Below are 23,748 nucleotides of genomic sequence, written 5' to 3' on the forward strand. Positions count from 1 at the left end.
ATGAGCTGCTGCGCGCCCGGGGCCGAGGCCGCTCTGGAGATCGGCCCGGCAGGTCGGGTTTCCAGCCCGCGCGACGAGCTTGTCCTTCTGAGCCGCGACCTCGGTGGCGGCCTTTTTCAAACCGACCTGTCGGTGCCCGAAATCCACTGCGCCTCCTGCATGGCCACGGTCGAACGCGCTTTGTCAGCCTTGCCCGAGGTCGAATATGCCCGGGCAAACCTATCGATGAAACGGACCATCGTGAAATGGCGCCCGCGCGCCGACAAGGCGCCCGATCTCATTGGCGCGCTAAAAGCTGCGGGTTATCAGTCGCATGTCTTCACCACGGACGCCGACCAGCGCAGTCCCGAATATTCCCGGCTCATCAAGGCGCTCGCGGTCGCGGGCTTCTGCGCCATGAACATCATGCTGCTGTCGGTTTCGGTCTGGTCCGGAGCCGAGGGCGGAACCCGTCAGGCGTTCCACTGGATTTCCGCAGCGCTCGCCGTGCCCGCAATTGTCTATTCGGGGCGGATATTCTTTTTCTCGGCATGGGCCGCCTTGCGAAACGGCAGGACAAACATGGATGTGCCGATTTCCATCGGCGTGTTGATGGCGTTCGGGCTCAGCTTCTACGATACGATTCATGGCGGGCCGCATGCCTATTTCGACGCGGCGACATCGCTTTTGTTCTTTCTGCTCATCGGCCGCACGCTCGACCATGTGATGCGAGAAAAGGCCCGTTCCGCCGTGGCAGGGCTTGCGAGCCTCGCGCCAAGGGGTGCGATCATCGTGGATGCCGACGGCCGGCGCTATGTGCCGATTGCCGAGATCAGGCCGGGGACCTCCATCCTCATTGCCGCCGGCGACAGAGTCCCTGTCGACGGGATCATCATGGAAGGTGCTTCGGAACTCGATTGTTCTGTCGTCACCGGAGAATCGGCGCCCAGGCCCGCCATTCCGGGAACCCTGGTCCAGGCCGGGCTTCTCAATCTGACGGGGCCGCTGACGATAAGAGCTTCAGCCGAGGCAAAGGATTCATTTCTGGCGGAAATGATCAGAATGATGGAAGCCGCCGAGGGCGGCAGAGCACGCTATCGCAGACTGGCGGATCGTGCCTCGGCGCTCTATTCGCCAGTCGTGCATACCATCGCGCTGCTGTCCTTTCTGGGGTGGCTGTTCATCACGAGGGACTGGCACGCGTCGGTTTCGATTGCCATCGCCGTGCTGATAATAACCTGCCCGTGCGCGCTCGGTCTTGCCGTTCCGATCGTGCAGGTCGTCGCCGCCCGGCGCCTCTTCGAAAAAGGCGTGATGGTCAGGGATGGCTCTGCTCTCGAGCGCCTCGCCGAAGTCGACACTGTGCTGTTCGACAAGACTGGCACGCTGACGCTCGGCCGGCCATTTCTCGTCAATAGGACTGATGTTGACCCCAGTGCGCTGGCGCTTGCGGCCAAAATGGCGTCGGCCTCAAGGCATCCGATGTCCGTCGCAATTCTGGCTGCCGCATCGCCAGGCTCTGTTGGAACCTCTCCGATGAAGAATCTCGCGGAATACCCCGGCCGAGGCCTCGAAGCCAGGATGGGAACCACCGTCTATCGCCTGGGCCGGCCGGACTGGGCGCTTGGCCGCAAAATACCGGAAGGCATGGACGGTTGGTTCTCGGTGTCGCTGCTTGTCCAGAACGGGCAGCAGCTGGCGCGGCTGGTATTTGAAGACACCATGCGAAGAGGCGCGCGTTCGACGATCGATCGATTGCGCCAGCGAGGCCTCGGTGTCGGGATCCTGTCCGGTGACCGCAGATCTGCCGTGGCCGATCTGGCTTCGAAGCTCGGCATCGATGACTTCACCGCGGAAATGCTTCCATCCGACAAGGTTGAGCGGATCGCGGGTCTCACCACCGCCCAGTCCAAGGTGCTGATGGTTGGAGACGGACTGAACGACGCGCCAGCTCTCGCGGCCGCGCATGTCTCCATGGCCCCCGCAACGGCGGCCGATGTGGGCCGCAATGCAGCCGACTTCGTGTTCCTGAAAGAAAGCCTTGCGAGCGTCGCGGACGCCTACGAGATTTCGCGCAATGCAGGAAAACTGATCCGGCAGAATTTCGCCTTGGCAGTCGGCTACAACGCCATTGCGGTCCCTTTTGCCGTTTGCGGCTATATCACTCCGCTCGTGGCGGCAGCCGCAATGTCGCTCTCGTCCGTGTTGGTGGTGGCCAATGCGATGCGCTTAGGTCATGCCTCCGCTGGAAACCTACCGGCCAGGCAAGCCGCATCCATTCATCCAGACCTGCAGCCGATAGGTTCTGGACCATGAGCTACCTGACGATTCTGGTGCCGGTCGCACTCTTGATGGGGCTCGCCGGACTTGCGGCCTTCATGTGGACCCTGCGGTCCGGTCAGTATGACGACCTCGACGGCGCAGCGCAGAGAATCCTTTTGGACGACGATCCTGAGTGACAAGGTCAGGGCGCCGGGCAACGGCACTGGTTGAACCCGGTATTCCAGAGCCTTCTATTCGCTGCCGGCGAGCCAACGGATCATGTTCGCCATCAGCTTGCCGTAGAGCGGCCATGCGAGAAAATCCTGCGAGAGCCAGTGCGGGCCGATATCGGTCGCCCAGGCCACCGTGCGGCCGCGGCCATGGTTGCGAACAGCAAGGAGCGGCCAGTCCGTGCCGCGGTAATGACAGGTCGCAAGCAGCCGGGATGAACCGTCGCGCCTGAAATCCAGCTTGTTCATGCCGAGGATCGCCGGCAACGCTTCCTCCATCCCGGCAAAGATCGGGTGGGACGGCTGCAGGATGGAGGCCTGCAGGCCTTGCGGCACCTCCATGCCGTCGCAAAACGGCAAACAGCGCACCGGCAGGACGTCTTCGACCGGGGTGTCGTGGAACCGCGCCGTCCCAAACATGCCCTGAAAGCCCATATAGCCGCCGGCCAACATCAGCCCGCCACCGCTTTCGACATAGGCTTTCAACACCTCGAGGCGGTTGACGCCGACATGCCCGGCGCGGGCATCAGGCGTGACCAGCAATGTCAGCGCGCCGACATCGGAGATCACCACCGCCTGATACCGGGCAAGCGCATCGAGGTCATAGGGAAACTCCGCGGCGCAGCGATCACCGCCGATCTGCGTGACAGCGATGCCCTCTGCGGCCAGTGCGGCGTTGAAGGCCGTCGCGCCATTCGTCGAGGTCGCACTTGTCAACACATCGCCGCCGACGGCGACCGAGGTCGTCGCCGCAAAGGTTTCACCTGCAAGCAACACGTTCATCGTCGCACCTGCACTGTCCGATCGACCGGGATTGAGAGAGCTGAGATAGGGGCGCCAGGCAAAACCAGCGCCCCCAAGGTTCAAGATCGTCGGATCAGAACTTGAACTCGGCCAGATTTTCGGGGGTCACAATTTTCGCCGGCCCGAGGATCAATTCGCCGCCGGTCCCTATCGTGTATTCGCCGAGCCTGCCTGCCGTGAACTTTTCACCTTCCTTGCCGGTGATCTTGCACTGCGCAAGCGCCTGGGCAGTCTGATAGGTAAGATAGCCAAGATCGGTGACATTCCACCAGATATCCTGCGCGGCGCCGTCCTTGATGTATTTCGAGATCAAAGTGGCCGGCGCGAGGCCGGTCAGCTTGACCTTGCCGATCATGCCCGCCTCCTCAAGTGCACGCGCGGCCGCCGGAAGGCCAATGCCTGCTGGAACGATGATCACCTTGAGATCCGGAAACGCCTGCACCAGCGCCAACGCCTGTTGCTGGTTGATCTGTTCGCTCTCTTCGCCATAGGCGACCTGCACCAGCTTCATCTTGGAGAACTTCGGCTCGGCCGCCATCTTCGCCTTCATGAAGTCGATCCAGGCGTTCTGGTTGGTCGCCGTGGGCGTCGACGACAGGATTGCGAATTCGCCTTCACCGCCACTGAGGTTGAATGCGCTTTCCAGCATCATTTCGGCAAGACTGTCGCCCTTCACCTGGTTCACGAACACCGCGCGGGCATCGGCCGCCACGTCGGAGTCATACGAGATCACCCTGACGCCCTGCTGAACGGCGCGCTTCAGCGCAGGCGCGACGGCATTGGCGTCATTGCCGGCAATTGCGATGACCCCGACCTTCTGCGACACGAGGCTGTTGATGAATTCGATCTGCGCCTCGGCCGTCGCCTGCGATGGGGCGACCTGGGTAGCGGTGCCGCCAATTTCCTTCGCCGCCTCTTCGGCGCCTCCAAAAGCCACCTTGAAGTAGGGGTCCGTGTCTAGCTTGGGCAGGAAACCGACCGTTACGGGTTCCTTGGCGCACTCCTGGCTGAAGGCCAGCGACGTTGGCGCGAGCAGAACCGCGGATGCGAGCAGGGCTAATCTAAACGCTTTCATTGTGACTCCTCCGTTTAAAGATCGGGCTTGAAGGAAGGGGCCCGAGATCACCCCTTTGTCTCGCGCATTGCGCGGGATCTGCTGAGCAGCTCCTGTGTGGAGCGCCAGTAATTGCCGACGAGCAGAGAGCCGATCAGCAGCATGCCGATGATCATGCCCTGCGCATCGCCGCCGATCTGGTTGAGCGCCAGCACGTTGCGGATGATGGCGATCAGGACCAGCGCCAGCATGACGCCGGTCAGGCGGCCCTTGCCGCCAAAGACGCTGACGCCGCCAAGCAGCACGATGGTGATGACGTCGAGCTCCATGCCGAGCGCATTGTTGGCACGGGCATTGGAGAGGCGCGCGGTATAGACGATGCCGGCGATTGCCGCGACGCCGCCCGAGACGACGAACAGTTTCAGCACCATCCGACGCGTGTCGATGCCGGAATAGCGCGCCACTTCGGGGCTGCCGCCGAGTGCATAGATGCGCTTGCCGGTCGGCGTCTTTTGCAGAACGACTGCGAAGATCGGCGCCAGCACCAGGAAGGGCACGATGGTCCACGGTATCTGGGTGCCCGGCAAGTTGTTGATGCCGAAATCGACGACCGCAGGCGGCAGGATGTTGACCGAACCGGTGCCGAGCAGGATGTAGCCAATACCGCGATAGAGCGCCATGGTGCCGAGCGTCACCACCAGCGACTGTAGCCCCAGACCCGAAACCAGATAGCCATTGAAGGCGCCGAGCACGCCGCCGGCGACGAGCGTCAGCGGGATTGCCGCCAGCGTCGGCACACCGGCCTGGACGAGCAGGCCAAAGACCACGGACGTCAGCGCCAACACCGAGGCGATCGACAGGTCGATCTCGCGGGTGATGATGAGCAGCGTCATCGGCAGGATCAGCAACGCCTTTTCCGAGGCACTCGCGGCCAGTTGCGAGAGATTGAAGCCGGACACGAAATTCGGCACGAAGATCGCCGCGTAGAGGAAGATGGCCAGGCAAGAGCCCGCCAGCAGCAGGTCCCAGAAGTCGATGGAGCGCAGGAACTTTCTCATCTCGCCCTCGCCTGTCTCGCATGTTCCGCGCGCCGCACGATGAAGGTGTCGATACCGATGGCGACCAGGATCACCAGGCCGTAGACGCCCTGCAGCCACAGCGGATCGACGCGCACCAGCGTCAGCCCGTTCTTGATGACCAGCAGGGTGAGCGCGCCGAGAATGATGCCGAGCAGCGTGCCCGAACCGCCGCGGATGGCGACGCCGCCGACCACCGCCGAAGCGATCACGGTGAGTTCGAAGCCGAGCGCGACGCGAGCATCGATGGTAGCGTAGCGGGATGCCCAGAGCGCCCCGCACAGGCCGCCGAGCAGGCCGGCCACGCCAAAGGCAAGCAGGATGCGCCGGTCGACAGGGATGCCGATGAGACGCGCCCCATCCGGATTGGAGCCGGTGGCGAACAGCTCGCGCCCGATCGCCGTGCGATAGAGCAGCACGTAGCCGGCGCACAGAATGACGATGGCGATGACGACGATCAGCGGCACGCCTGCGATCTTCAGGCCGGTCATATCGAGCCAGGCTTGCGTGACCTCGTCGGCGCTGACCTGGTCGCCGGCCGCCCAGATCGAATTGAAACCGCGAAAGATCGACATCGAGGCCAGCGTGACGACGATGGCCGGGATCTTTCCCCTGGTGACGACAAGGCCGTTGATCAGACCGGCGACGCCGCCGACCGCACAAGCGGTCGCCAGGCCGATGCCGATGTCGAGCGAGGGATAGGCCTGAACCATGCTGGCCGCCATATAGGCCGAAAGACCGATCACGGCGGCGATCGAAAGGTCGATGTTGCGGGTGATCAGCACCAGCATCTGGGCGAGTGCCGCGACCACCAGCAGGGCTGCGTCCATCGAGACGGCGGTCAAGTTTGCCGCGCTCACCATGCGCGGGTTGATGATGGTGACCGGAATGGCCACCGCCAGAATCGCGGCGAGCAGCCCGAACTCTCGTCGCTTCAGGAAATCGAGCGGTCCTTTTTTCTGCTCCATGATGGCAGCACGCTCCGCCTGCGCTGCCGGATCGACGCGCTCGTCGGTCTTCGTCGCCGCTTCGAGCACCTTTTCCTGGGTGGCTTCACCCCTGGCGAATTCGGCCGTCCGGTGGCCTTCGCGAAGGACGATGATACGATCGCACATGCCGATGAGCTCTGGCATCTCGGAGGAGATCAGGAGGTTTGCCATGCCTTGTGCAGCAAGGTCGGCGATCATCGCGTGCACTTCCGCCTTGGTGCCGACATCGATGCCTTGCGTCGGCTCGTCGAGGATGAGGACGCGCGGCTCGGTGCGCAGCCATTTGGCCAGCACCACCTTCTGCTGATTGCCGCCGGATAATTCCTTGACCGGCTGCCCATAACCGGAAAAGCGCAGCTTCATGCGCTTCAGCCAGTCCGCAACCAGATCGATTGCGCGATCCGTGCCGTAGAAGCCGGAGGGCGCGGCCTTGTCGAGAACCGGCAGCACCGCATTGTCGAGGATGGAAAAATCCATCACCAGGCTCTGGCCCATGCGGTCTTCAGAGACGTAGGCGATGCGCGCATCCATGGCTTTGCGCGCCGACGCGAAGCGCACGGCATTGCCGTCGATCAGGATTTCGCCGGCATCCGGCTGGTCGATGCCGAACAGCACGCGCGCAATCTCGGTCCGCCCACTGCCGACCAGGCCGCCAAGCCCGAGCACCTCTCCGGCGTGGAGCTTGAGATCGATGTCGGAAAAGCCGCCGACGCGCGATAGTCCCCTCGCCTCCAGCACCATCGCGCCGATGGCGTGGCTTCGTTCCGGATAGAGGTCGGTCACTTCGCGGCCGACCATCATGCTGATGGCAGCGGCGCGACCAAGCTCGGCCTTTGGCTTGACGCCGATGAGGCGCCCGTCGCGCAGCACCGCGATGCGGTCGGCGATGCGGAAGATTTCGTCCATGCGATGGCCGACGAACATCATCGCCACACCGTGCAGCCTGAGATCGGCAACGACAGTGAACAGCCGCTCGACCTCGCGCTGCGACAGCGCCGCCGTGGGTTCGTCCATGATCAGCACCCGCGCGTCTAGCGACAGGGCGCGGGCGATTTCGACCAACTGCTGTTCGGACGTCCGCAGCGTTCCCAATCGCGTTTCGGCGGAGACGTCGAGGCCGACCGTGGCCAGTACCTTGCCAGCGCCAGCAAGCATGGCGGCGTTGTCGATGCCACCGAAGCGGTCGCGTGGCATATGACCGAGATAGATGTTTTCCGCCACCGAAAGATCCGGGAACAGGCCGGGATGCTGGTGCATGACCGCGATACCGGCGGCCTGGGCGTCGTGCGGCGAATGGAAGTGCGCAGGCTTGCCGTCGACCTCGACATAACCGCCGGTAGGTGAATGAACGCCGGCCAGCAGCTTCACGCAGGTGCTCTTGCCGGCGCCGTTTTCGCCAAGCAGCGCCAGCACCTCGCCGGAGCGCAATTCGAAGGACGCGTCCTTGAGGGCAATTGTGCCGCCGAAGGCCTTCGTCGCCTGAACCAGGGCAACAGGGACTGCCACATCCCTCTTCACCGCAGCACCGGCTTCGCCATATGCGCCCAAGTCCAGCACCTTCCCTCCCTGGTCTTAGTTATTTATTCAATTTGCTATATTAAATAGGCACAAGCTGCAACAAGAAAATTGACTTCGATGGCCCCGAGAGGCACTGTCGCGTCGCGCAAGGGCGCAGACGGAGTGCCACGATCGCAGCAGCTTCACAGCTGCAGGCGACCAGAGTAGCTCCGCGAGAAATAGATGGAGGCGCCGGTTTTGTCTGGAAAAGGCAGCAATTCTGTCAAAGTTCGGCATTACAATGAGCGTTTCGTGCTTGATGCCATCCGCCGGCTGAAGGAGGCTTCCAAGTCCGACTTGGCGCGCGCCGCAAATCTGACACCGGCCGCTGTCGCCACCATTGTCGACGGGCTGGAGTCGTCTGGATTTGTAAAGCAAGTGGGAAAAAGGTTCGGGCAACGCGGATCTCCGTCCACTCTCTACAGGCTTACGCCGGAGCGGATCTACAGCATCGGCATCAAGATCGGCCGGCGTGCGCTGGAAGCCGTGCTTGTCGACTTCGCCGGTGAGGTCCGCGCCCGCGAGTCGCACGAATACCGGTTTCCGGATCCCGATCTGGTGCTCAGGGCCGGAAATATGTCGCTCGCCAGCTTCGACAAGGTGGTGGCCGGGCTTGGCGATGCCAGCATTGTCGGCGTCGGCATCGCTTCGCCCTATTTCCTCGGCGGCTGGAGCGAGGAGCTCGGCTTCCCCCACGATCTTGGCAGCCGCTGGGAGGCAATCGACCTGAGGACATTCTTCACTACAAGGCCGAAGACGCCAGTCTTCGTGGAAAACGACGCGTCGTCGGCAGCGCTGGCTGAACTCATCCAGGGGGCCGGCGCGCGGTTCCGCGACTTCATGCATATCTCGATCGACACTTTTGTCGGCGGTGGGCTTGTGCAGGGCGGCAAGGTCCATACCGGACCGCACGGCAACAGCGCCGCGCTTGGTCCGTTGCCGGTCTCGCCTTCAAGCCTCGATTCCGTGGCGGCCAAGCCGGCGCGCTATCAGAGCCTGCTGCATCGCGCCTCCATCTATGTGCTGGTCAATCATCTCAAATCGCGTGGCATCGAGATCAATCGCGTGCGGGAACTGGATCCGCTGCCGCCGGGTGCGCGCGAGCCGTTGGTCGAATGGATCGACGATTGCGCCAACGCGCTGGTCGAGGCCATCATCGCCATTACCTCCGTCATCGACATCGAGGCGATCGTTCTCGACAGCATCCTGCCGCGGCCGATCCATCTCGAGCTGCTGGCAAGGGTGCAGACCCAGTTCAACCGGATCAGCGCCATCGGCATCGTGGCGCCGGAAATCGTGTCGGGACAATTCGGCCCCGAGGCCTCGCCGATCGGCGCCGCCATGTTGCCGTTCTCGGCGCTGTTGGCCCCGGACAGCGGCGTGTTAATGATAGGCAAGGACAAAACGAAGCTTCTCGGCAGCCTGTCGGCGCTGGCCGGCCAAGCCTGAATGCTCCTAACTCTAAGAGGCGTCTCCGCCAGCGTAGAAGTGAGTCCGTTCAAGCCCTCCGGCATCGGACGCACTCGAATTAACGAAACGTCCGGCGTCGGGCATCACAATTTGAAACGCCCTGAAGCCGACAAAGTGCTGACGCTAACCACCGTCACTTTTCGTTCGGCGGAGCGCAACGATGAAAGTGCGTCTCGGGAGATGCCCTCGTCGGTGATCACCTCGTCGATCTCTGAAATATCGGAAAGCGTACAGAAACCTGGTGCGGTGAACTTCGAGCTGTCGACGAGCAGGATTGTCTTGCGGGCAGACGAGATCATGGCGCGCTTGAGCGACGCCACCTCCAGCGACGTTTCCGTCAGCAGCGTGCCCGTCACAGCCGAAGCACCTGTCATGCAGAGGTCGGCATGGAGCGTCTTGATGAAGCTCTCGCCCGGCTCGCCGGCAAGGTGCCGGTAGCCGGGGCGGACGGTGCCGCCCGGCAGGATGATGCGCCAGGATTTGATGTCGGCCGCGAAGTCGGCGATGTCGAGACTGTTCGTCACCACGGTCAGCGGCAAGTCCCGTTCGGCGGCGGCACGCACCACCTCCATGACGGTCGAGGAACTGTCGAAGATGACACTGTCGCGAGCGCTGAGCCGCAGCGCGGCCTCGCGGCCGATCGCAACCTTCTCGGCGTGCTGCAGCTCTGCATTGACGGTCATTTCGCGTTCGAAGGTAGCGCGCATCGGCTGCAGCAGGTGCGCCCCACCATGGGTGCGCTCGAGATAGCCCTTTTCCATCAGGTGTTCGAGATCGCGCCTTACCGTCGATTGCGATCCGCCGATCGTGTCTGCGAGTTCCTGGATGCTGGCCGCGCCGCTAATGCGCAGGTGCTCCAAAATAAGCGCCTGCCGCTTGGCAGGGACGATATCGACGCGCTTGCTTGGAGACTCCATGCTTCACCCGGTTGGTAGCCGACAGCGAGGTCGACAGATTTCAGGCCAAATCAGTCAATCTCTACCAAATCGTATAACCGCAATCCACAACCACGACCGCGCCGGTCATGGCGCTCGCGGCATCCGAGGCGAGGAAGAGGATGGGCGCGGCGATCTCGTCCGGGCGCGCAACGCGCTTCATCGGCGTCATCTCCATCCACACCGGCATCAGTCTGTCGTCGGTGAAGCCGCCGCGCGACATGACGGTATCGACATAGGTCGGCGCGACACAGTTTACCCTTACGCCGCGTTCGGCCCATTCTCCGGCAAGGCAGCGTGTCATGTGGTGGACGGCTGCCTTCGCCGAATTGTAGTGCACCTGGCGTTGCGGCTTGTTGGAGATCAGCCCGGACATGGACCCGAGTGTGACGATCGAGCCGCGTCCGCGTTCGAGCATGGGTCTTGCGAATTCCCGGCAGGACCAATAGGCGCCGTTCAGGTCGACGTCGACCACCTTCAGCCATACCTCGTCGCTCATCTCCTCGCCGCCAGTGTCGGGCCAGGCGATCCCGGCATTGGCGATCAGGATATCGACCGCGCCGCAGCGCTCGTTGGCGGATCGCGCTGCCGCGGCAACCGCCTTGGAATCGGTTACGTCGAGCTGCACCGCCTCGACATCGTGGCCCTTCCGCTTCAGCTCGTCACGTCCTGCCTCCAGCACCTGCGGATCCATGTCCGATATGATGACCCGAGCGCCGGCCTCGGCGAGCGCTTCAGCCGTCGACAGACCGATGCCGCGGCCACCGCCGGTGATGAAGGCCGTTTTGCCGTCGAGGCGGAACCGTTCGAGAAACATGGAATTTGTCCTTCAGGCGTGTTGGAGGGTGGCGTCGGCGTGGCGGTTGCGTCCGAGAATGAGCAGGCAGCCGGCGGTGAAGCTGTCGCCCAGGCCGAGCGTCGTCACGGGCTTCTCCACATAGGGAGACGCACAGGCAACGAAGGTCCAGCGACCCCCGCGGACAGGCGTTTCGAAGGGGAGCGGATGGAACTCGGCCATCGGCGCGATCGCGATGGTTCGTGCGGGTTCTCCATTCGCCGCCCTGGCGCTGGCAATCGCGCAGCCTGCCATCAGCGCCCGTTCCTCTTCCTTCGGATCGTTCAGGGTCACAGCGGCGGCCCATGTATCGGCGTGTACGCAGACCCGCTCGAGATCGAGCCGTTCGCCGAGCGTCACAAGAGCCTCCATGGGGTGATGGGCGGACGGGTTCATGGCGAGCAGTTCGGAGTGGCTCATTCCGAGAGAGGTGATCGCGCCGCGGGCGTGGGAAAGAAGCTCCTCGACGGCCTGCTGTGTCGCATAGCCCGCCAACTCGAAATGGATCGTTCTGAGGCCGGCCGCCTTCCAGTCGCGGCTGAGGGCAAAGACGTGCCGGCTGGCGGCGCCGACATTCTCCACCGCCTCGTCGTTCAGTCCGGAAAGAAGCCCGGCGGCGGCCGACGACGCCAGCCGGCGCGACATGATCTCGAAATCCTTGTCGTGCTGAATGCCGCGATCGCAAAAGCGGATGATGACACGAGAGGAACGGGTCGGCACGACGGCGCCGATCGCGCGGCCGGCTGTGAATTCGAAGATGAAGATTTCGGGGATATGCGGGCCAGCGGTCGACACCGTGTCCGCCGTCCTGAGCGTGCCCCCCTCCGCCAGCAGAACGCCGGCCGGGATCTTCTGCAGCATTGCCGCATAGCGATCCTCTAGCGCGACCAGGGAGCGAACGCCAAGTTGCGCGAGCACCCAGGCCGCCTGAGGACCGGTTCCGCCCAGTGCATAGCGCGCCGGCAGCCGTTCGCGCAGCCAGGCCGGTCCTTCCGGCCAGTCGAACCGTACCTCGCCGCCCACACCGCGCGCCGCTCGAGAAAGAAGGAGGTTGGCAAGTTGCGCCGCGGGGGTATCGGCAGGTGCGTCCAGAAGCGGCTGGATCTGGTGCATCTCGATCCGTGCATCGACGCATGCGCTGATGCCGCACAAGAAGAGGCCCGCCGACGAAAGGGCGTCCGTGCCAAGCGGACCGGACCGTGGATCGATCAGGGCGGAATAGCGTTCTGCGCACGACGTGGCGAAACCATCACTCAAGGCCGCGATCCTCCTCACCGACGCTGCCAATTGCTATCATTATCTTCCAAATCGTCAATGCGATTTTTGCTCGTCCCGTGCCAAGATTGCGCGAAAATGGTGCGGAAAACCCTTTCTTTTGGCATTGCAGCAAGAAATTTTGTGCAAATGCTCAAATTGCTCCATACGATATGCGCATACTAAATTTTCCTTGTAAAAACATAATGTTATTCCGAGTTTGATTCTCGATCAGCGGCGCATAGATGGGTGTTGTGCTGCCAGATGGCTCGTGCTGAAGCAAAATTAGAAAGATTTAGACAGCTATTGACAGATTATGAGAAATATCCGCATATGGCATCGAGCTTGGAACGGCGAAGGAAGAGCGCCGGCAGCAGAGCCGTACAACATTTCTACCGAGGAACACCTATGGTAACGAGACTCGACAGGAAGCTGGCGAACATTCGCACGGGCCGCTACAAACCGACTGATTTCATCATTGCCGATGCCAAGGATAGCGACGTCGGCGCCGGCGTGACCGCTACGGGGTTCGACTATTCGGTCAAGCCGCCGCGCCGCCGCAGCCGCCAGGAATTCATCGCCCAGATCGAGGAGATCATCAAACAGGACGTCGTCGACCTCATGCTGGTGTCGCAGTCCAACCTTGATCTTCTCGATGAGCGCGGCGCCTTCTTCGGCAGCGAGATGAAGCCTGCGATCCGCGGCAATCTGGAAACAATGTGCTGGGGCGCCGTGCGCCACGGCGTCTATACCCAGCAGCCGTCAGTGCCCTTCCGCGATACCAATCTCGCGCGCGCCATTGCCAGCTATCCGAAGCGCGGCACGGACCTTGCCCTCTATTCGGTTTCCTTCAGCAACGATGTCGAACTCGACATCCGCACGCTGAATGCCTTTGCCGAATTCCGCGCGGAGGCTGCCCGGACCAACTTCAAATATTTCTACGAGGTCTTCAATCCGAGCGTCGACATCGGTCTTAGCCGCGAGCAGACCGGCGAATTCGTTAACGACCACATCATCAAGTCGCTGGCGAGCGTGCCCCAGGCCGAACGTCCGCTTTTCCTGAAGACACCCTATAACGGGCCGAAAGCGCTGGAGGAACTCGTCAATTTCGACTCCGAGCTGATCGTCGGCGTGCTCGGCGGCGGTGCCGGCACCACGCGCGACACGTTCGAGCTCGTCGCCCAGTCGGAACGCTATGGCGCTCGTCTGGCGCTCTTCGGCCGCAAGATAAACCTCGCCGAAGCGCCACTTCACCTCATCGTTTTGATGCGGGCGGTTGCCGACGGCACGATCGGCCCGGAGGAAGCGGTGCGCGCTTATCACGGAGACCTGCAGAAGCTTGGGCTGACGCCGAACCGCTCGCTCGCGGACGATCGGGTGGTCACAGAAGACGTGTTGACGGTCGCGGCCGCCAAGGCCGCCTGACGCCGGAACTGATGAGTGGCGGAAGCATGACCGGCCGCTCTGTTTGGAACGTGACCCACCAACGGGTCACTGCGCCCGCCAGTAGGAGGCTTGCGACGCGCACTAAGTGGGAGAAAATGGGAGGAATATGATGAAGAAGCTGCTGTTTCTTGCGACGTCGATCCTCGCCGCCGCTCTTTATTCTGCTTCGGCGAATGCCGAGCAGAAAGAGGTAACGGTTTGGTCCTGGTTCATCCAGAGTACGATGGACAAGTCTATCGCCGCCTTCGAGAAGGTCCATCCGGACATCAAGGTCAAGTATACCTACTACAACTACTCGCCCGAATACATCACCGCCCTGAAGGCGGCGGCGGCGTCCGGGAGCCTGCCTGATGTGATCGGCCTGCAGCCGGGTTCGCTCACCCAGCAGTATCGCGAACATCTTGAAGCGGTGAACGAACGTGCCGCCAAGCAGTGGGGCGACACGTGGGCGGAAAAGGTCTTCCCCGTCAACCGCAAGCAGATGTTGATGGGCAATCCGAAGGGCGACGAGAACTATTACATCATTCCGCAGGAGTCCCAGGTCCTGTGCATCTGGTACAACCGCAAGATCTTCGAAAAGCTCAAACTTTCAGCGCCGAAGACCTATGACGAGTTGAAGGCGGCGGCCAAGGCACTGACAGACAACGGCTATATCCCGATGTTCCAGGGCGCGGCCGACGGCTGGCAGAACGAAAACGTTTTCCTGATGCTCGCCAACCAGTTCTCGCCGGGTATCGTCGACAAGGCCCAGGCCGGTGATACGCCGTGGACGGCGCCGGAACTCGTCGCGGCCATGAAGGCCTGGAAGGGTCTCTTCGACGACGGCATCTTCCAGCAGGGAGCCCTCGGGGCGCATGCCTATCCGACTGGCGCTCAGCTCTTTGCACAGGGCAAGGTCGGCATGATGGCGCTCGGCTCCTGGTGGATGCAGGAAAGCAAGTTCCCGCCGCCGCTGTCCGAGTATGTCCAGAACATGGAAGGCTTCGATTTCTTCTATATGCCTCCCGTCAAGGACGGCAATTCCGCAAGTCCGCCCGTCGGCGGCATCGACATCGGCTACGGCCTGACCAAGAACGGTGCCAAGAACCCCGAAGCCTGGACCTTTCTGGCCGAACTCACCAACGGCGTCGGCCTGCAGGAGGCGTTGAACGACCTCAACGACCTTCCGGCCTTCGAGGGAAATTCTCCGAAGGGTGACATCACCGATCATGTGAAGGAGATGTCGGCCCGCTTCATGGCGGATCTGCCCAAGGCGGAAAACCAGCGCTTTGCCTCGCCGGCAGTCGCCGAGGCGCTCGACAATGCGCTTGCCGGCGTCGCAGCCGGCAGCATCGAACCGGAAGCAGCGCTCGCCACCGTTCAGGCGGCGACCGACAAGGCACTTGCTGTAAAGTAAACTGAGACGAACGACCGGGCGCCGAAGCGCGCCCGGTCCTTTTCAGTCTGAAGTGGCGAGCATCATGAGCACAGAGGCTATGCGAGCCGGATCCGCCATCGCGGCGGTCAAACGGCGATCGGCATCCAGAGCTTCGAGGCTCTATCTATTCGTGCTTCCGGCGACCCTTCTGTTTGTCGTCTTCATTGCCTATCCGATTCTGTGGGTTGCCGGGCAGAGCCTCTATGTTGGAACAAGTGGCGGAGCGGCCTTTGCCGGGCTTGCCAACTACATAACGGTTCTCGGCGATCCGACCTTCTGGACCGTGGTGGCCAACATGTTTCTGTGGGGCGTCATCACCATACCGGTGCAGATGCTGATCGGTGGGCTGCTCGCCTATTTCATCGAGCGCCATACGCATGCCCTCCGCGGCTTCTTTCGCACCATGTTCTTCTTGCCGGTGGTGACCTCGGTTTCGGTCATCAGCCTGGTGTGGGTGCAAATTTACGCGCCCTACTATGGCATCGCCCAGGAGTATCTAAAGGATGTCGGCATCGTCATGGTGACGTCGCCGATCGGCGACCCAAAGACCGCGATCTATGCGCTGATCATCGTCAACATCTGGCAATGGACCGGTTTTTCGATGCTGATGTACATCGCTGGCATTGCCAACCTGCCCAGCGAAGTGCTCGATGCCGCCCGCATCGACGGTGCGAAGGGCTGGCGGCTTGCCGTGCATGTCATCGTGCCGATGCTGGCACCGGCAACGAAATCCCTGCTGCTTCTGGGCGTCATCGGCACGTTGCAGACATTCCCCATCGTGCACCTGATGACCGGCGGTGGCCCGAACCGGGCCAGCGAAGTCTTCGGCACCTTCATCTTCAAGCAGAGCTTCGTGCTGGGCGACACCGGCAGCGGAGCCGCACTCTCCGTGATCGTGCTGGTCATCGCGCTCACCCTCTCGCTGATCCAGATCGCCGCGCTGGGTGCCCGCCTGACTCCTGCGGGAAGGCAGCGCCCGTGATGATGCCGCTCGCCCGCACCCGGATCCGCAGCATGGTCATCCATGCCGTTCTCTTCATCGTGCTCGGCTTCTGGATGGTCCCTCAGATCTACATGCTCTCGATCGGTCTGCGCACCCCGGCGCAGGCCTTCGACGCCGAGCTGTTCACCTGGCCCGTGACCTTCGACAACTTCGTCACCGTGGTTCGCGACAATCCGCTGGGGTCCATCTTTCTGAACAGCCTGATCATAACCGTCGCGACGGTGGTGATCGTGGTCGCGGTCTCCTCGCTCTTTGCCTTCGCCTGCGCAATCCTGAGGCTGAAGGGCTCGATCTTCCTCTACACGACGCTGCTGACGACCTTGATGGTGCCCCTCGCCTCCATGGTCCTGCCGCTCGCCATCCTCCTCCAGAACTTCGGCTGGGTGAACACCTATATCGGCCTCATCCTGCCCTATGCGGCGCTCGGCGTGCCGTTTGCCATGGTCATCCTCAAGTCCTTCATGGAAGATGCCCCGCACGAACTCTTCGAAGCGGCGCGGGTAGATGGCTGCAACGCCTGGCAAACCTATTGGCACGTGGCCTTGCCGCTCGTGCGACCGGCCCTGGTCTTCGTCACGATCTGGCAGTTCATCGTGACGTGGAACGAGTTCTTCCTCGCTCTCATCGTCCTCACCAAAAGCGAGATGAAGACACTCACCATCGTGCCGATGCAGTATTCCGGCCTCTATATGGCCAACCCCGGTGCCCTCTTCGCAATCCTGACGCTGATCGCGCTTCCCCTCATCCTCCTCTATGTGCTGGTGCAGCGCGCCTTCGTGCGTGGCCTGCTCGCCGGCGCCGTAAAAGGCTAGATCAATGGCGACGCTTTCGATCGACAAAGTCACCAAGGCCTTCGGCAACACCACGGTCATTCCGGAACTGTCGCTGACAATCGAGGACGGCGAATTCTGCGTGCTGGTTGGGCCGTCAGGCTGTGGCAAGTCCACACTGCTTCGGATCATCGCCGGGCTGGAACCCATCAGCTCCGGCCGGATCCTGGTCGATGGCGTCGATATGAGCGATGCCGAGCCGCCGGAAAGGGGCGTGGCCATGGTGTTCCAGTCCTACGCGCTCTATCCCCACATGGATGTCGGCCGCAACATCGGCTTCGGCCTGAAAATCGCACGGACGCCTGCTGCCGAGATCGTCGAACGTGTAGGTCGCGCTGCCGAAAAATTGCGGCTTGGCTCCTATCTGAAGCGCAAGCCGCGAGAGCTTTCTGGCGGGCAGCGCCAGCGCGTCGCGATCGGCCGCGCCATGACACGCAAGCCGAAACTCTTCCTGCTCGATGAGCCGCTCTCCAATCTCGATGCGGCGCTGCGCGTCGGCATGCGCGTGGAGATCGCGCGGCTGAAGGCCGAGCTGGCGTCCACCATGGTCTACGTCACCCACGACCAGGTCGAGGCCATGACGCTTGCCGACCGCATCGTGGTCATGAACAGCGGGCGCATCGAACAGGTCGGCACGCCGCTCGATCTCTACCACCAGCCAGCCAACTTGTTCGTTGCCGGCTTCATCGGTTCGCCGGCCATGAATTTCTTGAAAGGCTGTGTCGACAAGGTTCAAGGCAATCAGGTGACGGTTAGCCTGGATCTCGGGCTTTCGCTCACAATGCCGGTTTCGAAGGCATCGCGCGCGGGCGTCGAAGTGACAGTCGGCATTCGGCCTGAACACATCGTGCTGTCCGCCGAGGGGCAGGCCGATGCTTTTGTCGTCAAGGCAAGCGTGGTCGAACTGTTGGGCAGCGACACGTTCATTCATGTGCGCGACGGCGAAGAGAACCTGGTCATCCGCGACAGCGGCGGCCGCATGGCACGCGCAGGAGATCGTATCGCGATCTCGTTGCCAACCCGCGCCTGCCATCTCTTCAACAAGGCAGGTCAACGAATTTCCGATTCGGCGGCAGCCACCGAGCCCGCCTGACACGAACTTGAAGAACACCACGAAGAGGTAACCATGACGGATTTTCACGGACGAAATATTCTGGTGACGGGCGGCAGCGGCGGCATCGGTGGCGCCACCGTGCGGCATCTGGTGCGGGCCAACGCCAATGTGATCGCAGCCGGTCGCTCGCAAGAGGCGCTCGACGCCATCGCAAAGGAGACGGGGTGCCGCACCGTAACCTTCGACCTTGCGTCGGAGGACGAGATCCGCGGCGCGCTCGAAGGGCTCGAGCTCTGGGGAGTGGTCAATTGCGGCGGTTTCGGCGGCGAGATCGCAACGCCAATGGATACCGACATCGCCATCTTCGACAAGGTCATCACCATCAATGCGCGTGGTGCGCTGTTGGTCACCAAATATGCCACGCAGCAAATGGTCCGCATCGGCAAGGGCGGGGCGATCGTCAATGTCTCCAGCCAGGCGGCGCTGGTCGCGCTCGAGGGGCACATCTCCTACGGCTCCTCGAAGGCGGCGCTCGAAAACATCACGCGCTGTTCGGCCTTGGAGTTGGGCAAATACGGAATTCGCGTCAACAGCGTCAACCCGACGGTGGTCATGACACCAATCTCATCCGGCCATTGGAGCCAGCCGCATGTCGCCGAGCCTTTCCTGAAGCAGATGCCGCTCGGCCGATGGGCAACGGAGGACGAAATCGCTGGCCCGATCGTGTTCCTGCTCAGCGACGCGGCCTCGATGATCACCGGCATTTCGCTTCCCATCGATGGCGGCTATACCTGCCGATGAGGCCTTGAACACCTGTAGCAATCCGGAAGCCCGGAAATGGATGCTGGCCTCGTTTTCCGTGAGGCGCACTTGATACGCCTGGAAAATTCAAGGCTTGTCGGAAGCGTCTGCGCTTTTGACGTTTCTCGCAGGATTGCCGACGGTTCCTTCACCGTGGCATTTGGCTCCTCAACGTCGGGCGTACTGTGCGCCCGATGGAAACGTGTTTGAACGGTAAGCCAGACGTCAAAATGCCCAGTGCTTTGTACAAGGCTAGCGAGATGTCAGCCGAAATGGCTGATCCCGGCCAGGATCGCAAGACGCATCGGTCGCGTTCAGGCTTCTGCCTTTAGCGGAACGAAATTAGAGCTGAACTATTGTTGAATGCGAACCAATCGAGAATGTTCGCATGCCAAAATTCAATGATGATTGGAAGGTCGCGCCGCACGGTCGGCTGGAAAGGCTAGACGAGGGCCTTCTAACTGTTGCGGGCGAAATCCGAATGCCGCTTGGCAACTTTCCCCGGCGAATGACCGTGGTCAGGCTAAGAGGACGACGCACTGCGATCTGGAGCGCCATCCCTCTCGCCGAGCCCGAAATGCGAGAAATCGAAGCCCTTGGCGACCCCACCTTCCTTATCGTACCAGGCTCAGCTCACCGGCTCGACATCAAGCCTTGGAAGCATCGCTATCCCAAGGCCAAGGTTGTCTGTGCTCCTGGTGCGGTGGACGCCGTTGAGAAAGTCGTCAAAGTCGACGGCACGGGAGATATTCTAAATGATCCCTCCGTTCGCATGGAGACAGTGCCGGGTGTAGCCGAGAAGGAGGCTGCCCTGCTCGTGCGTCGTACAGGTGGTACGACCCTCGTGATCAATGACATCCTCGCCAATGTGCGCCATCCGCACGGGATTGGCGCTCACATTATGGCACGCGTGCTAGGCTTCGGCGTCAATGGTCCAAGAATGCCGCATATTGGTAGTGGGTGTTTGTGAAAGATCGAAGAGCGCTCGCCGGAGCTTTTCGCCAATGGGCGAACGAACCAGGCCTCGCACGCGTGGTCGTTAGCCACGGTGAAGTGATCGTCAACGAACCCCGCAAGGTACTCGAACGGGTTGCTGCGGACCTACAGGGCTGAATTGGAGTTGAGCAACTGTCCCAGTAGCCGCCGGGCCGTTGCGTGTCCACCTTGCCGGGCAAGCGCACAACCCGCCAATCCTCCTCCCAACCTTCGCTCGAAATGCGCGGCCACGTTCCTCCGGGACGTTGGCAATATACTGTTCGTGCGTGCCCTCGAACGTCGGATGCGAAGTCGCCTCCGCTTGGTTTTCGCCCGCGCCTCAAAAATCGGTCTTCCGGATTTTCCCGTAAACGATATTCCGGTTCGATCCATAAGATACTTGGACTTCGAGGGAACCCCTGCCAATGGCGGCATTGATGATGTCCCACATATCGTCAGCCGAACGTAGAATGAGTGGCCAATCCATGAAGGTCTCCATGTAGCCATCTGTCGTGATTTCATCGCTGAAATTGGCAAACAGGAATTCGCCACCAGGCTTGACCAGTTCCATGGCTCTTTGAAGCAGGCGGACGCCGATGGCACGCGGCAGGTAGTCGTAAAGCCCCGATGCGTAGACGAGATCAAATGTACCAAGCGCGTAGGCGCGGCGAAGAATGCCGCGTACCGAGCCGTCGAGCGCTGTTACTGCCGTGCCGGCAAAGTCGTGGTTCACCGTGGTTACGCTGACGGGATCCTGGTCGAGGCCGATCCAACGTTGCAGTTGACGGTTGGCTAACGCTTCGGAGCGTTCGGCTTCTCGCAGATGGCCGCAGGCGATCGCCAGTACCTCCGCTCTCTCCACCCTACTGGCCGTTTCGTCCACCGTCCTGGCTAGTACGTCCCGCCGCTCGCGCCCCGCCACCGAACTGGCTGCTTCAGTGGTGTAGGCGTAAATCTGCCGGCCAAGCGCGGTCGACGAAGCTACGATCTCGTCGGCAATGGGGTGCTTGTAGTAAATGTCCAGCAGGCTTGCGTCACCCGAATACCCGCGCGGCTTTTCGACCGACCAGCGCGTGAACGGATCTTGGATCAAGTATTCGGCGACACGATGTTGCTGAGCCAAAGGAATGAGTTTTTGCCAGACCGCGGGGGCAACCTGTCTACGAAGCTTATGGAGTCTCCCAGCCAAACGACCGACGATTGACCCGGGCGGTTTGTGCCGCACAAAAGCTTGATAAGCGAGATCCAGCACCAATGCGAGCTGGGCCGTCCTGTCCCTCAGCTCGTCGGCATCGACAGTCTCGTCAGATGTCGCGGCATACTTCTTCATCAGCCTCGTAGTGACGAGGCTGTATTCGTCGAGTTGCAATTCTGCGTTGAGCGGCATGCCGTAACCCTCTGGTCCACGGCAAACAACTATAGATGCGTCGCTGAATGATGCGAAATATTTTCATAAAAATTTAGTCAATCGCGTGGCCTTCCACCCTGACCGCGCAAAATCGAACTGCCCTGTTTACCGTCGGTTAGCGACATTCGGCTTTTGTTGCGGACAGAGATGCGTTCATCCTCCGACCGTTAGCGACCTCGGCTATTCCATTCACTACCGTGGATCGCAAAGGAGCTTGCAATGCAACTGACCGAGGACGTTGCCCAGAAGGTGGTCGCAGCGATTGGGCGCCCGCGGTGGCATTCGGCCGATCCGACACTTTTAGCAATGTTCCTACAGAAGGATGTCGATGAAAATCGCAGGCTCGTGCGATTGGGTATCGGGGCTGCTGTATTTAGTTATGTCGCATATGGCCTCTTCGATTGGTTTCTTTTTCCGGATATCGCCGATCGGCTTGTTTTGACCCGCGTAACCCTAGGGATAGCCTCCCTGGGACTTGTCGAGTTTATCGCCCGACGAGGCTTCGCTCTTGCCACTTTGCATCTCGTGGCAGCGCTCGCGATTGTAGCCGGCGCAGTCGGATGGCTTGTGGCCGCTCTCGGGACAAACCATCAGGCGGCGCTGTCCCACTTCATGGTTTTTGGCACAGTATTTATTCTTGGTGCGAATTTATTCTTCAACTTCCGTTTCTGGCTTTCAGCTATCTCATCGGCGACGGTGACCGTAAGCTTCATATGCGGCGCGCTTTTCTTCCTTCATACCGACATCGCGGGCCGGATCGTGCTGTCGGCCTATTTCGCGAACTGCCTGGTGTTGTCGCTTTATCTTTCCTGGCGACTTAGCTTGGAGCGGTACCAAACTTTCCTGCACGCACTTCGAGCACAAATTCAGGAGCAGGCTGCCATTAAAAAGGGGCAAAAGCTGACGGAAATAGCGGATACGGATCCGCTCACGGGAATGAAAAATCGGCGGGCGATCATTCGAGAATTCTCGGATTTGCGCAACGACTGGGCGGCAGACGACGACGAGATTGGTCTCATTCTGATCGACGTCGACTACTTCAAGAGATTCAATGACGGACTTGGTCATCAGGCCGGCGATGATTGCCTGATCAAACTCGCCCACGTCCTTTCCGAGACGGCGGCTTCGAACAATGCCATTGCGGCCCGCTACGGCGGCGAAGAATTCGTTGTCCTCTGCCGGGTCACCGGACGGCCTCATCTTCATGAGGTAACGCAGCAGTTTTGTCGCGCTATAGAGGATTTGCATATCTACCACCCTGATCGGGGCGACAAGCTCAACATTGTCACGATCAGCGCCGGAGCCTCGTTGACGCGCGCCGATCAGAGCATAGAACTTCGAATCCTACTGCAGGAAGCTGACCGCGCACTCTATGCGTCCAAGTTTGCGGGTCGGGCCACGTTCACAATTTACGACCCGCATGCTACCGACCGAGACCGCTCCAGCGAAAATCTTTCAGAACTGCTGAAGCTGGCAGTTTCCAACCAACTCATTTCTGTCGCCTATCAGCCAATTTGTGACCTGGCGTCTGGACGGGTGCTCGGTCATGAGACGCTTATGCGCGTGTGCGACTTCGACGGCACCATGATCAGTCCGTCCGTATTCATACCCGTTGCCGAGCATACCGGTGCGATAGTGGAACTGGGTACGTGGTTAATTGATCGAGCCTGCAGTGACATGGTGGAATACGGATTGGGCTCGGTCGTTACAGCGAACGTATCGGTTCTTCAGCTCAAGGCCCCCAATTTTTCATTGCGGGTCACCGAGATCCTCGGTCGGCATGGCCTTGCGCCACAGAAACTGGCCATCGAGATCACCGAGGGCAGTGACATCTTTTTGGAGGCGCAAGCCGTAAGAAACATGGAGCGGCTGCGAACCCTGGGCGTTCAGATCTGGCTGGATGACTTCGGAACGGGATTTGCGGGCCTTACATGGCTCCGCCGTTTCAAATTCGACGTGGTCAAGATCGATCGCAGTTTCCTCCACGATTGCCAGACATCTCGTGGCCTAAGCCTGTTGCAGGACATGGTTGGACTTCTACGAAATCTCGACCATGCCGTGCTCGCAGAAGGCGTCGAGACCGAAGAGCAGCAGATGTTGCTGCAGCGCATAGGCGTTCATTCCATGCAGGGCTTCCTCACGGGGCGTCCCGTCCCGATCGAAGAAGTAAACCAAATTAGACCCGGCCTGGTCGCCTAGTTGGGATATCTGTCGGAAGAAATGGACGCAGTCGCCACAACGGACATTCGCCGGATCTCGCGACATTCCGGACGCTATCGATAGTCATACATCTCGAAAATCGCCGCTGGATGTCACCGCCGCCGCCATCTATGCGTTGAGACAGGCGGCGGCGGTTGATGGAAAATTCA

The 23,748-nt window shown here is 61.1% G+C and carries 19 protein-coding genes; 11 read left to right on the top strand and 8 right to left on the bottom strand.

What is annotated here, in order from left to right:
* Nucleotides 1–2,295 carry a cation-translocating P-type ATPase gene (locus LHFGNBLO_RS32325; protein ID WP_258604126.1) on the top strand — a complete coding sequence of 765 codons (2,295 nt, stop codon included), beginning with the start codon at nucleotides 1–3 and terminating at the stop codon, nucleotides 2,293–2,295.
* A complete protein-coding gene (gene ccoS, locus LHFGNBLO_RS32330) occupies nucleotides 2,292–2,438 on the top strand; it encodes a cbb3-type cytochrome oxidase assembly protein CcoS (protein WP_258604127.1) in 147 nt (48 codons plus the stop codon). Before LHFGNBLO_RS32325 ends, ccoS begins: the two co-directional genes overlap by 4 nt.
* Nucleotides 2,439–2,492: 54 nt before the next feature.
* Here the strand turns inward: ccoS and LHFGNBLO_RS32335 are convergent, their stop codons facing one another.
* The 4 genes from LHFGNBLO_RS32335 to LHFGNBLO_RS32350 all read right to left on the bottom strand — a co-directional run bounded on the left by LHFGNBLO_RS32335 (nucleotide 2,493) and on the right by LHFGNBLO_RS32350 (nucleotide 7,951).
* Nucleotides 2,493–3,254, bottom strand: coding sequence for a glutamine amidotransferase (locus tag LHFGNBLO_RS32335; RefSeq protein ID WP_258604130.1), 762 nt, complete (start codon nucleotides 3,252–3,254; stop codon nucleotides 2,493–2,495).
* Nucleotides 3,255–3,348: 94 nt separating this feature from the next.
* Nucleotides 3,349–4,350 carry a rhamnose ABC transporter substrate-binding protein gene (locus LHFGNBLO_RS32340; RefSeq protein ID WP_258604131.1) on the bottom strand — a complete coding sequence of 334 codons (1,002 nt, stop codon included), beginning with the start codon at nucleotides 4,348–4,350 and terminating at the stop codon, nucleotides 3,349–3,351.
* 47 nt (nucleotides 4,351–4,397) lie between these two features.
* The gene (locus LHFGNBLO_RS32345) at nucleotides 4,398–5,387 is read right to left on the bottom strand and encodes an ABC transporter permease (protein WP_258604132.1); all 990 of its coding nucleotides are present in this window, start codon (nucleotides 5,385–5,387) and stop codon (nucleotides 4,398–4,400) included.
* Complete coding sequence (locus tag LHFGNBLO_RS32350; RefSeq protein ID WP_258604133.1) at nucleotides 5,384–7,951, bottom strand: ATP-binding cassette domain-containing protein; 2,568 nt, start codon at nucleotides 7,949–7,951, stop codon at nucleotides 5,384–5,386. The genes LHFGNBLO_RS32345 and LHFGNBLO_RS32350 overlap by 4 nt, the downstream gene beginning before the upstream one ends.
* Before the next feature lie 252 nt (nucleotides 7,952–8,203).
* On the opposite strand from LHFGNBLO_RS32350, the gene LHFGNBLO_RS32355 reads away from it, so the two are divergent.
* Nucleotides 8,204–9,400: an ROK family transcriptional regulator gene (locus LHFGNBLO_RS32355; RefSeq protein ID WP_258604134.1), complete on the top strand. Its 1,197-nt coding sequence runs from the start codon at nucleotides 8,204–8,206 to the stop codon at nucleotides 9,398–9,400.
* 104 nt (nucleotides 9,401–9,504) lie between these two features.
* On the opposite strand, the gene LHFGNBLO_RS32360 is transcribed toward LHFGNBLO_RS32355, so the two are convergent.
* From LHFGNBLO_RS32360 to LHFGNBLO_RS32370, 3 genes are all read right to left on the bottom strand, one after another.
* Nucleotides 9,505–10,338, bottom strand: a complete 834-nt coding sequence (locus LHFGNBLO_RS32360) for a DeoR/GlpR family DNA-binding transcription regulator (protein ID WP_258604136.1) — start codon at nucleotides 10,336–10,338, stop codon at nucleotides 9,505–9,507.
* Between the two features lie 61 nt (nucleotides 10,339–10,399).
* Nucleotides 10,400–11,173, bottom strand: a complete 774-nt coding sequence (locus tag LHFGNBLO_RS32365) for an SDR family NAD(P)-dependent oxidoreductase (protein ID WP_258604138.1) — start codon at nucleotides 11,171–11,173, stop codon at nucleotides 10,400–10,402.
* Nucleotides 11,174–11,185: 12 nt separating this feature from the next.
* Nucleotides 11,186–12,448 carry an ADP-dependent glucokinase/phosphofructokinase gene (locus LHFGNBLO_RS32370; RefSeq protein ID WP_258604139.1) on the bottom strand — a complete coding sequence of 421 codons (1,263 nt, stop codon included), beginning with the start codon at nucleotides 12,446–12,448 and terminating at the stop codon, nucleotides 11,186–11,188.
* A gap of 405 nt (nucleotides 12,449–12,853) precedes the next feature.
* Between LHFGNBLO_RS32370 and LHFGNBLO_RS32375 the strand changes: the two genes are divergently transcribed.
* The 7 genes from LHFGNBLO_RS32375 (at nucleotide 12,854) to LHFGNBLO_RS32405 (ending at nucleotide 19,966) form a co-directional block, all read left to right on the top strand.
* Complete coding sequence (locus LHFGNBLO_RS32375) at nucleotides 12,854–13,870, top strand: hypothetical protein (RefSeq protein WP_258604140.1); 1,017 nt, start codon at nucleotides 12,854–12,856, stop codon at nucleotides 13,868–13,870.
* Between the two features lie 130 nt (nucleotides 13,871–14,000).
* Nucleotides 14,001–15,287 (top strand): ABC transporter substrate-binding protein, encoded by a 1,287-nt coding sequence (locus LHFGNBLO_RS32380; RefSeq protein WP_258604141.1) that lies wholly within the window; start codon nucleotides 14,001–14,003, stop codon nucleotides 15,285–15,287.
* Between the two features lie 64 nt (nucleotides 15,288–15,351).
* A complete protein-coding gene (locus tag LHFGNBLO_RS32385) occupies nucleotides 15,352–16,290 on the top strand; it encodes a carbohydrate ABC transporter permease (RefSeq protein ID WP_258604143.1) in 939 nt (312 codons plus the stop codon).
* The gene (locus tag LHFGNBLO_RS32390) at nucleotides 16,290–17,123 is read left to right on the top strand and encodes a carbohydrate ABC transporter permease (protein ID WP_258610007.1); all 834 of its coding nucleotides are present in this window, start codon (nucleotides 16,290–16,292) and stop codon (nucleotides 17,121–17,123) included. The genes LHFGNBLO_RS32385 and LHFGNBLO_RS32390 overlap by 1 nt, the downstream gene beginning before the upstream one ends.
* A gap of 4 nt (nucleotides 17,124–17,127) precedes the next feature.
* Nucleotides 17,128–18,234, top strand: coding sequence for an ABC transporter ATP-binding protein (locus tag LHFGNBLO_RS32395; protein ID WP_258604145.1), 1,107 nt, complete (start codon nucleotides 17,128–17,130; stop codon nucleotides 18,232–18,234).
* 33 nt (nucleotides 18,235–18,267) lie between these two features.
* Nucleotides 18,268–18,996 carry an SDR family oxidoreductase gene (locus LHFGNBLO_RS32400; RefSeq protein WP_258604147.1) on the top strand — a complete coding sequence of 243 codons (729 nt, stop codon included), beginning with the start codon at nucleotides 18,268–18,270 and terminating at the stop codon, nucleotides 18,994–18,996.
* A 388-nt stretch (nucleotides 18,997–19,384) separates the two neighbouring features.
* A complete protein-coding gene (locus tag LHFGNBLO_RS32405) occupies nucleotides 19,385–19,966 on the top strand; it encodes a DUF4336 domain-containing protein (protein WP_258604148.1) in 582 nt (193 codons plus the stop codon).
* Between the two features lie 345 nt (nucleotides 19,967–20,311).
* Here the strand turns inward: LHFGNBLO_RS32405 and LHFGNBLO_RS32410 are convergent, their stop codons facing one another.
* Nucleotides 20,312–21,358 carry a class I SAM-dependent methyltransferase gene (locus LHFGNBLO_RS32410; protein ID WP_258604150.1) on the bottom strand — a complete coding sequence of 349 codons (1,047 nt, stop codon included), beginning with the start codon at nucleotides 21,356–21,358 and terminating at the stop codon, nucleotides 20,312–20,314.
* A 240-nt stretch (nucleotides 21,359–21,598) separates the two neighbouring features.
* On the opposite strand from LHFGNBLO_RS32410, the gene LHFGNBLO_RS32415 reads away from it, so the two are divergent.
* Nucleotides 21,599–23,578 carry a putative bifunctional diguanylate cyclase/phosphodiesterase gene (locus LHFGNBLO_RS32415; RefSeq protein WP_258604152.1) on the top strand — a complete coding sequence of 660 codons (1,980 nt, stop codon included), beginning with the start codon at nucleotides 21,599–21,601 and terminating at the stop codon, nucleotides 23,576–23,578.
* Nucleotides 23,579–23,748 lie beyond the last annotated feature (170 nt).

The organism is Mesorhizobium sp. AR10 (assembly GCF_024746795.1).
Classification (GTDB): Bacteria; Pseudomonadota; Alphaproteobacteria; order Rhizobiales; family Rhizobiaceae; genus Mesorhizobium.

What these genes read in the sequence shown, in the direction of transcription:
- LHFGNBLO_RS32325 (WP_258604126.1), top strand. Translation starts at nt 1, where the DNA reads ATGAGCTGCTGCGCGCCCGGGGCCGAGGCCGCTCTGGAGATCGGCCCG.
- ccoS (WP_258604127.1), top strand. Translation starts at nt 2,292, where the DNA reads ATGAGCTACCTGACGATTCTGGTGCCGGTCGCACTCTTGATGGGGCTC.
- LHFGNBLO_RS32335 (WP_258604130.1), bottom strand. Translation starts at nt 3,254, where the DNA reads ATGAACGTGTTGCTTGCAGGTGAAACCTTTGCGGCGACGACCTCGGTC.
- LHFGNBLO_RS32340 (WP_258604131.1), bottom strand. Translation starts at nt 4,350, where the DNA reads ATGAAAGCGTTTAGATTAGCCCTGCTCGCATCCGCGGTTCTGCTCGCG.
- LHFGNBLO_RS32345 (WP_258604132.1), bottom strand. Translation starts at nt 5,387, where the DNA reads ATGAGAAAGTTCCTGCGCTCCATCGACTTCTGGGACCTGCTGCTGGCG.
- LHFGNBLO_RS32360 (WP_258604136.1), bottom strand. Translation starts at nt 10,338, where the DNA reads ATGGAGTCTCCAAGCAAGCGCGTCGATATCGTCCCTGCCAAGCGGCAG.
- LHFGNBLO_RS32365 (WP_258604138.1), bottom strand. Translation starts at nt 11,173, where the DNA reads ATGTTTCTCGAACGGTTCCGCCTCGACGGCAAAACGGCCTTCATCACC.
- LHFGNBLO_RS32375 (WP_258604140.1), top strand. Translation starts at nt 12,854, where the DNA reads ATGGTAACGAGACTCGACAGGAAGCTGGCGAACATTCGCACGGGCCGC.
- LHFGNBLO_RS32380 (WP_258604141.1), top strand. Translation starts at nt 14,001, where the DNA reads ATGAAGAAGCTGCTGTTTCTTGCGACGTCGATCCTCGCCGCCGCTCTT.
- LHFGNBLO_RS32385 (WP_258604143.1), top strand. Translation starts at nt 15,352, where the DNA reads ATGAGCACAGAGGCTATGCGAGCCGGATCCGCCATCGCGGCGGTCAAA.
- LHFGNBLO_RS32390 (WP_258610007.1), top strand. Translation starts at nt 16,290, where the DNA reads ATGATGCCGCTCGCCCGCACCCGGATCCGCAGCATGGTCATCCATGCC.
- LHFGNBLO_RS32395 (WP_258604145.1), top strand. Translation starts at nt 17,128, where the DNA reads ATGGCGACGCTTTCGATCGACAAAGTCACCAAGGCCTTCGGCAACACC.
- LHFGNBLO_RS32400 (WP_258604147.1), top strand. Translation starts at nt 18,268, where the DNA reads ATGACGGATTTTCACGGACGAAATATTCTGGTGACGGGCGGCAGCGGC.
- LHFGNBLO_RS32405 (WP_258604148.1), top strand. Translation starts at nt 19,385, where the DNA reads ATGCCAAAATTCAATGATGATTGGAAGGTCGCGCCGCACGGTCGGCTG.
- LHFGNBLO_RS32410 (WP_258604150.1), bottom strand. Translation starts at nt 21,358, where the DNA reads ATGCCGCTCAACGCAGAATTGCAACTCGACGAATACAGCCTCGTCACT.
- LHFGNBLO_RS32415 (WP_258604152.1), top strand. Translation starts at nt 21,599, where the DNA reads ATGCAACTGACCGAGGACGTTGCCCAGAAGGTGGTCGCAGCGATTGGG.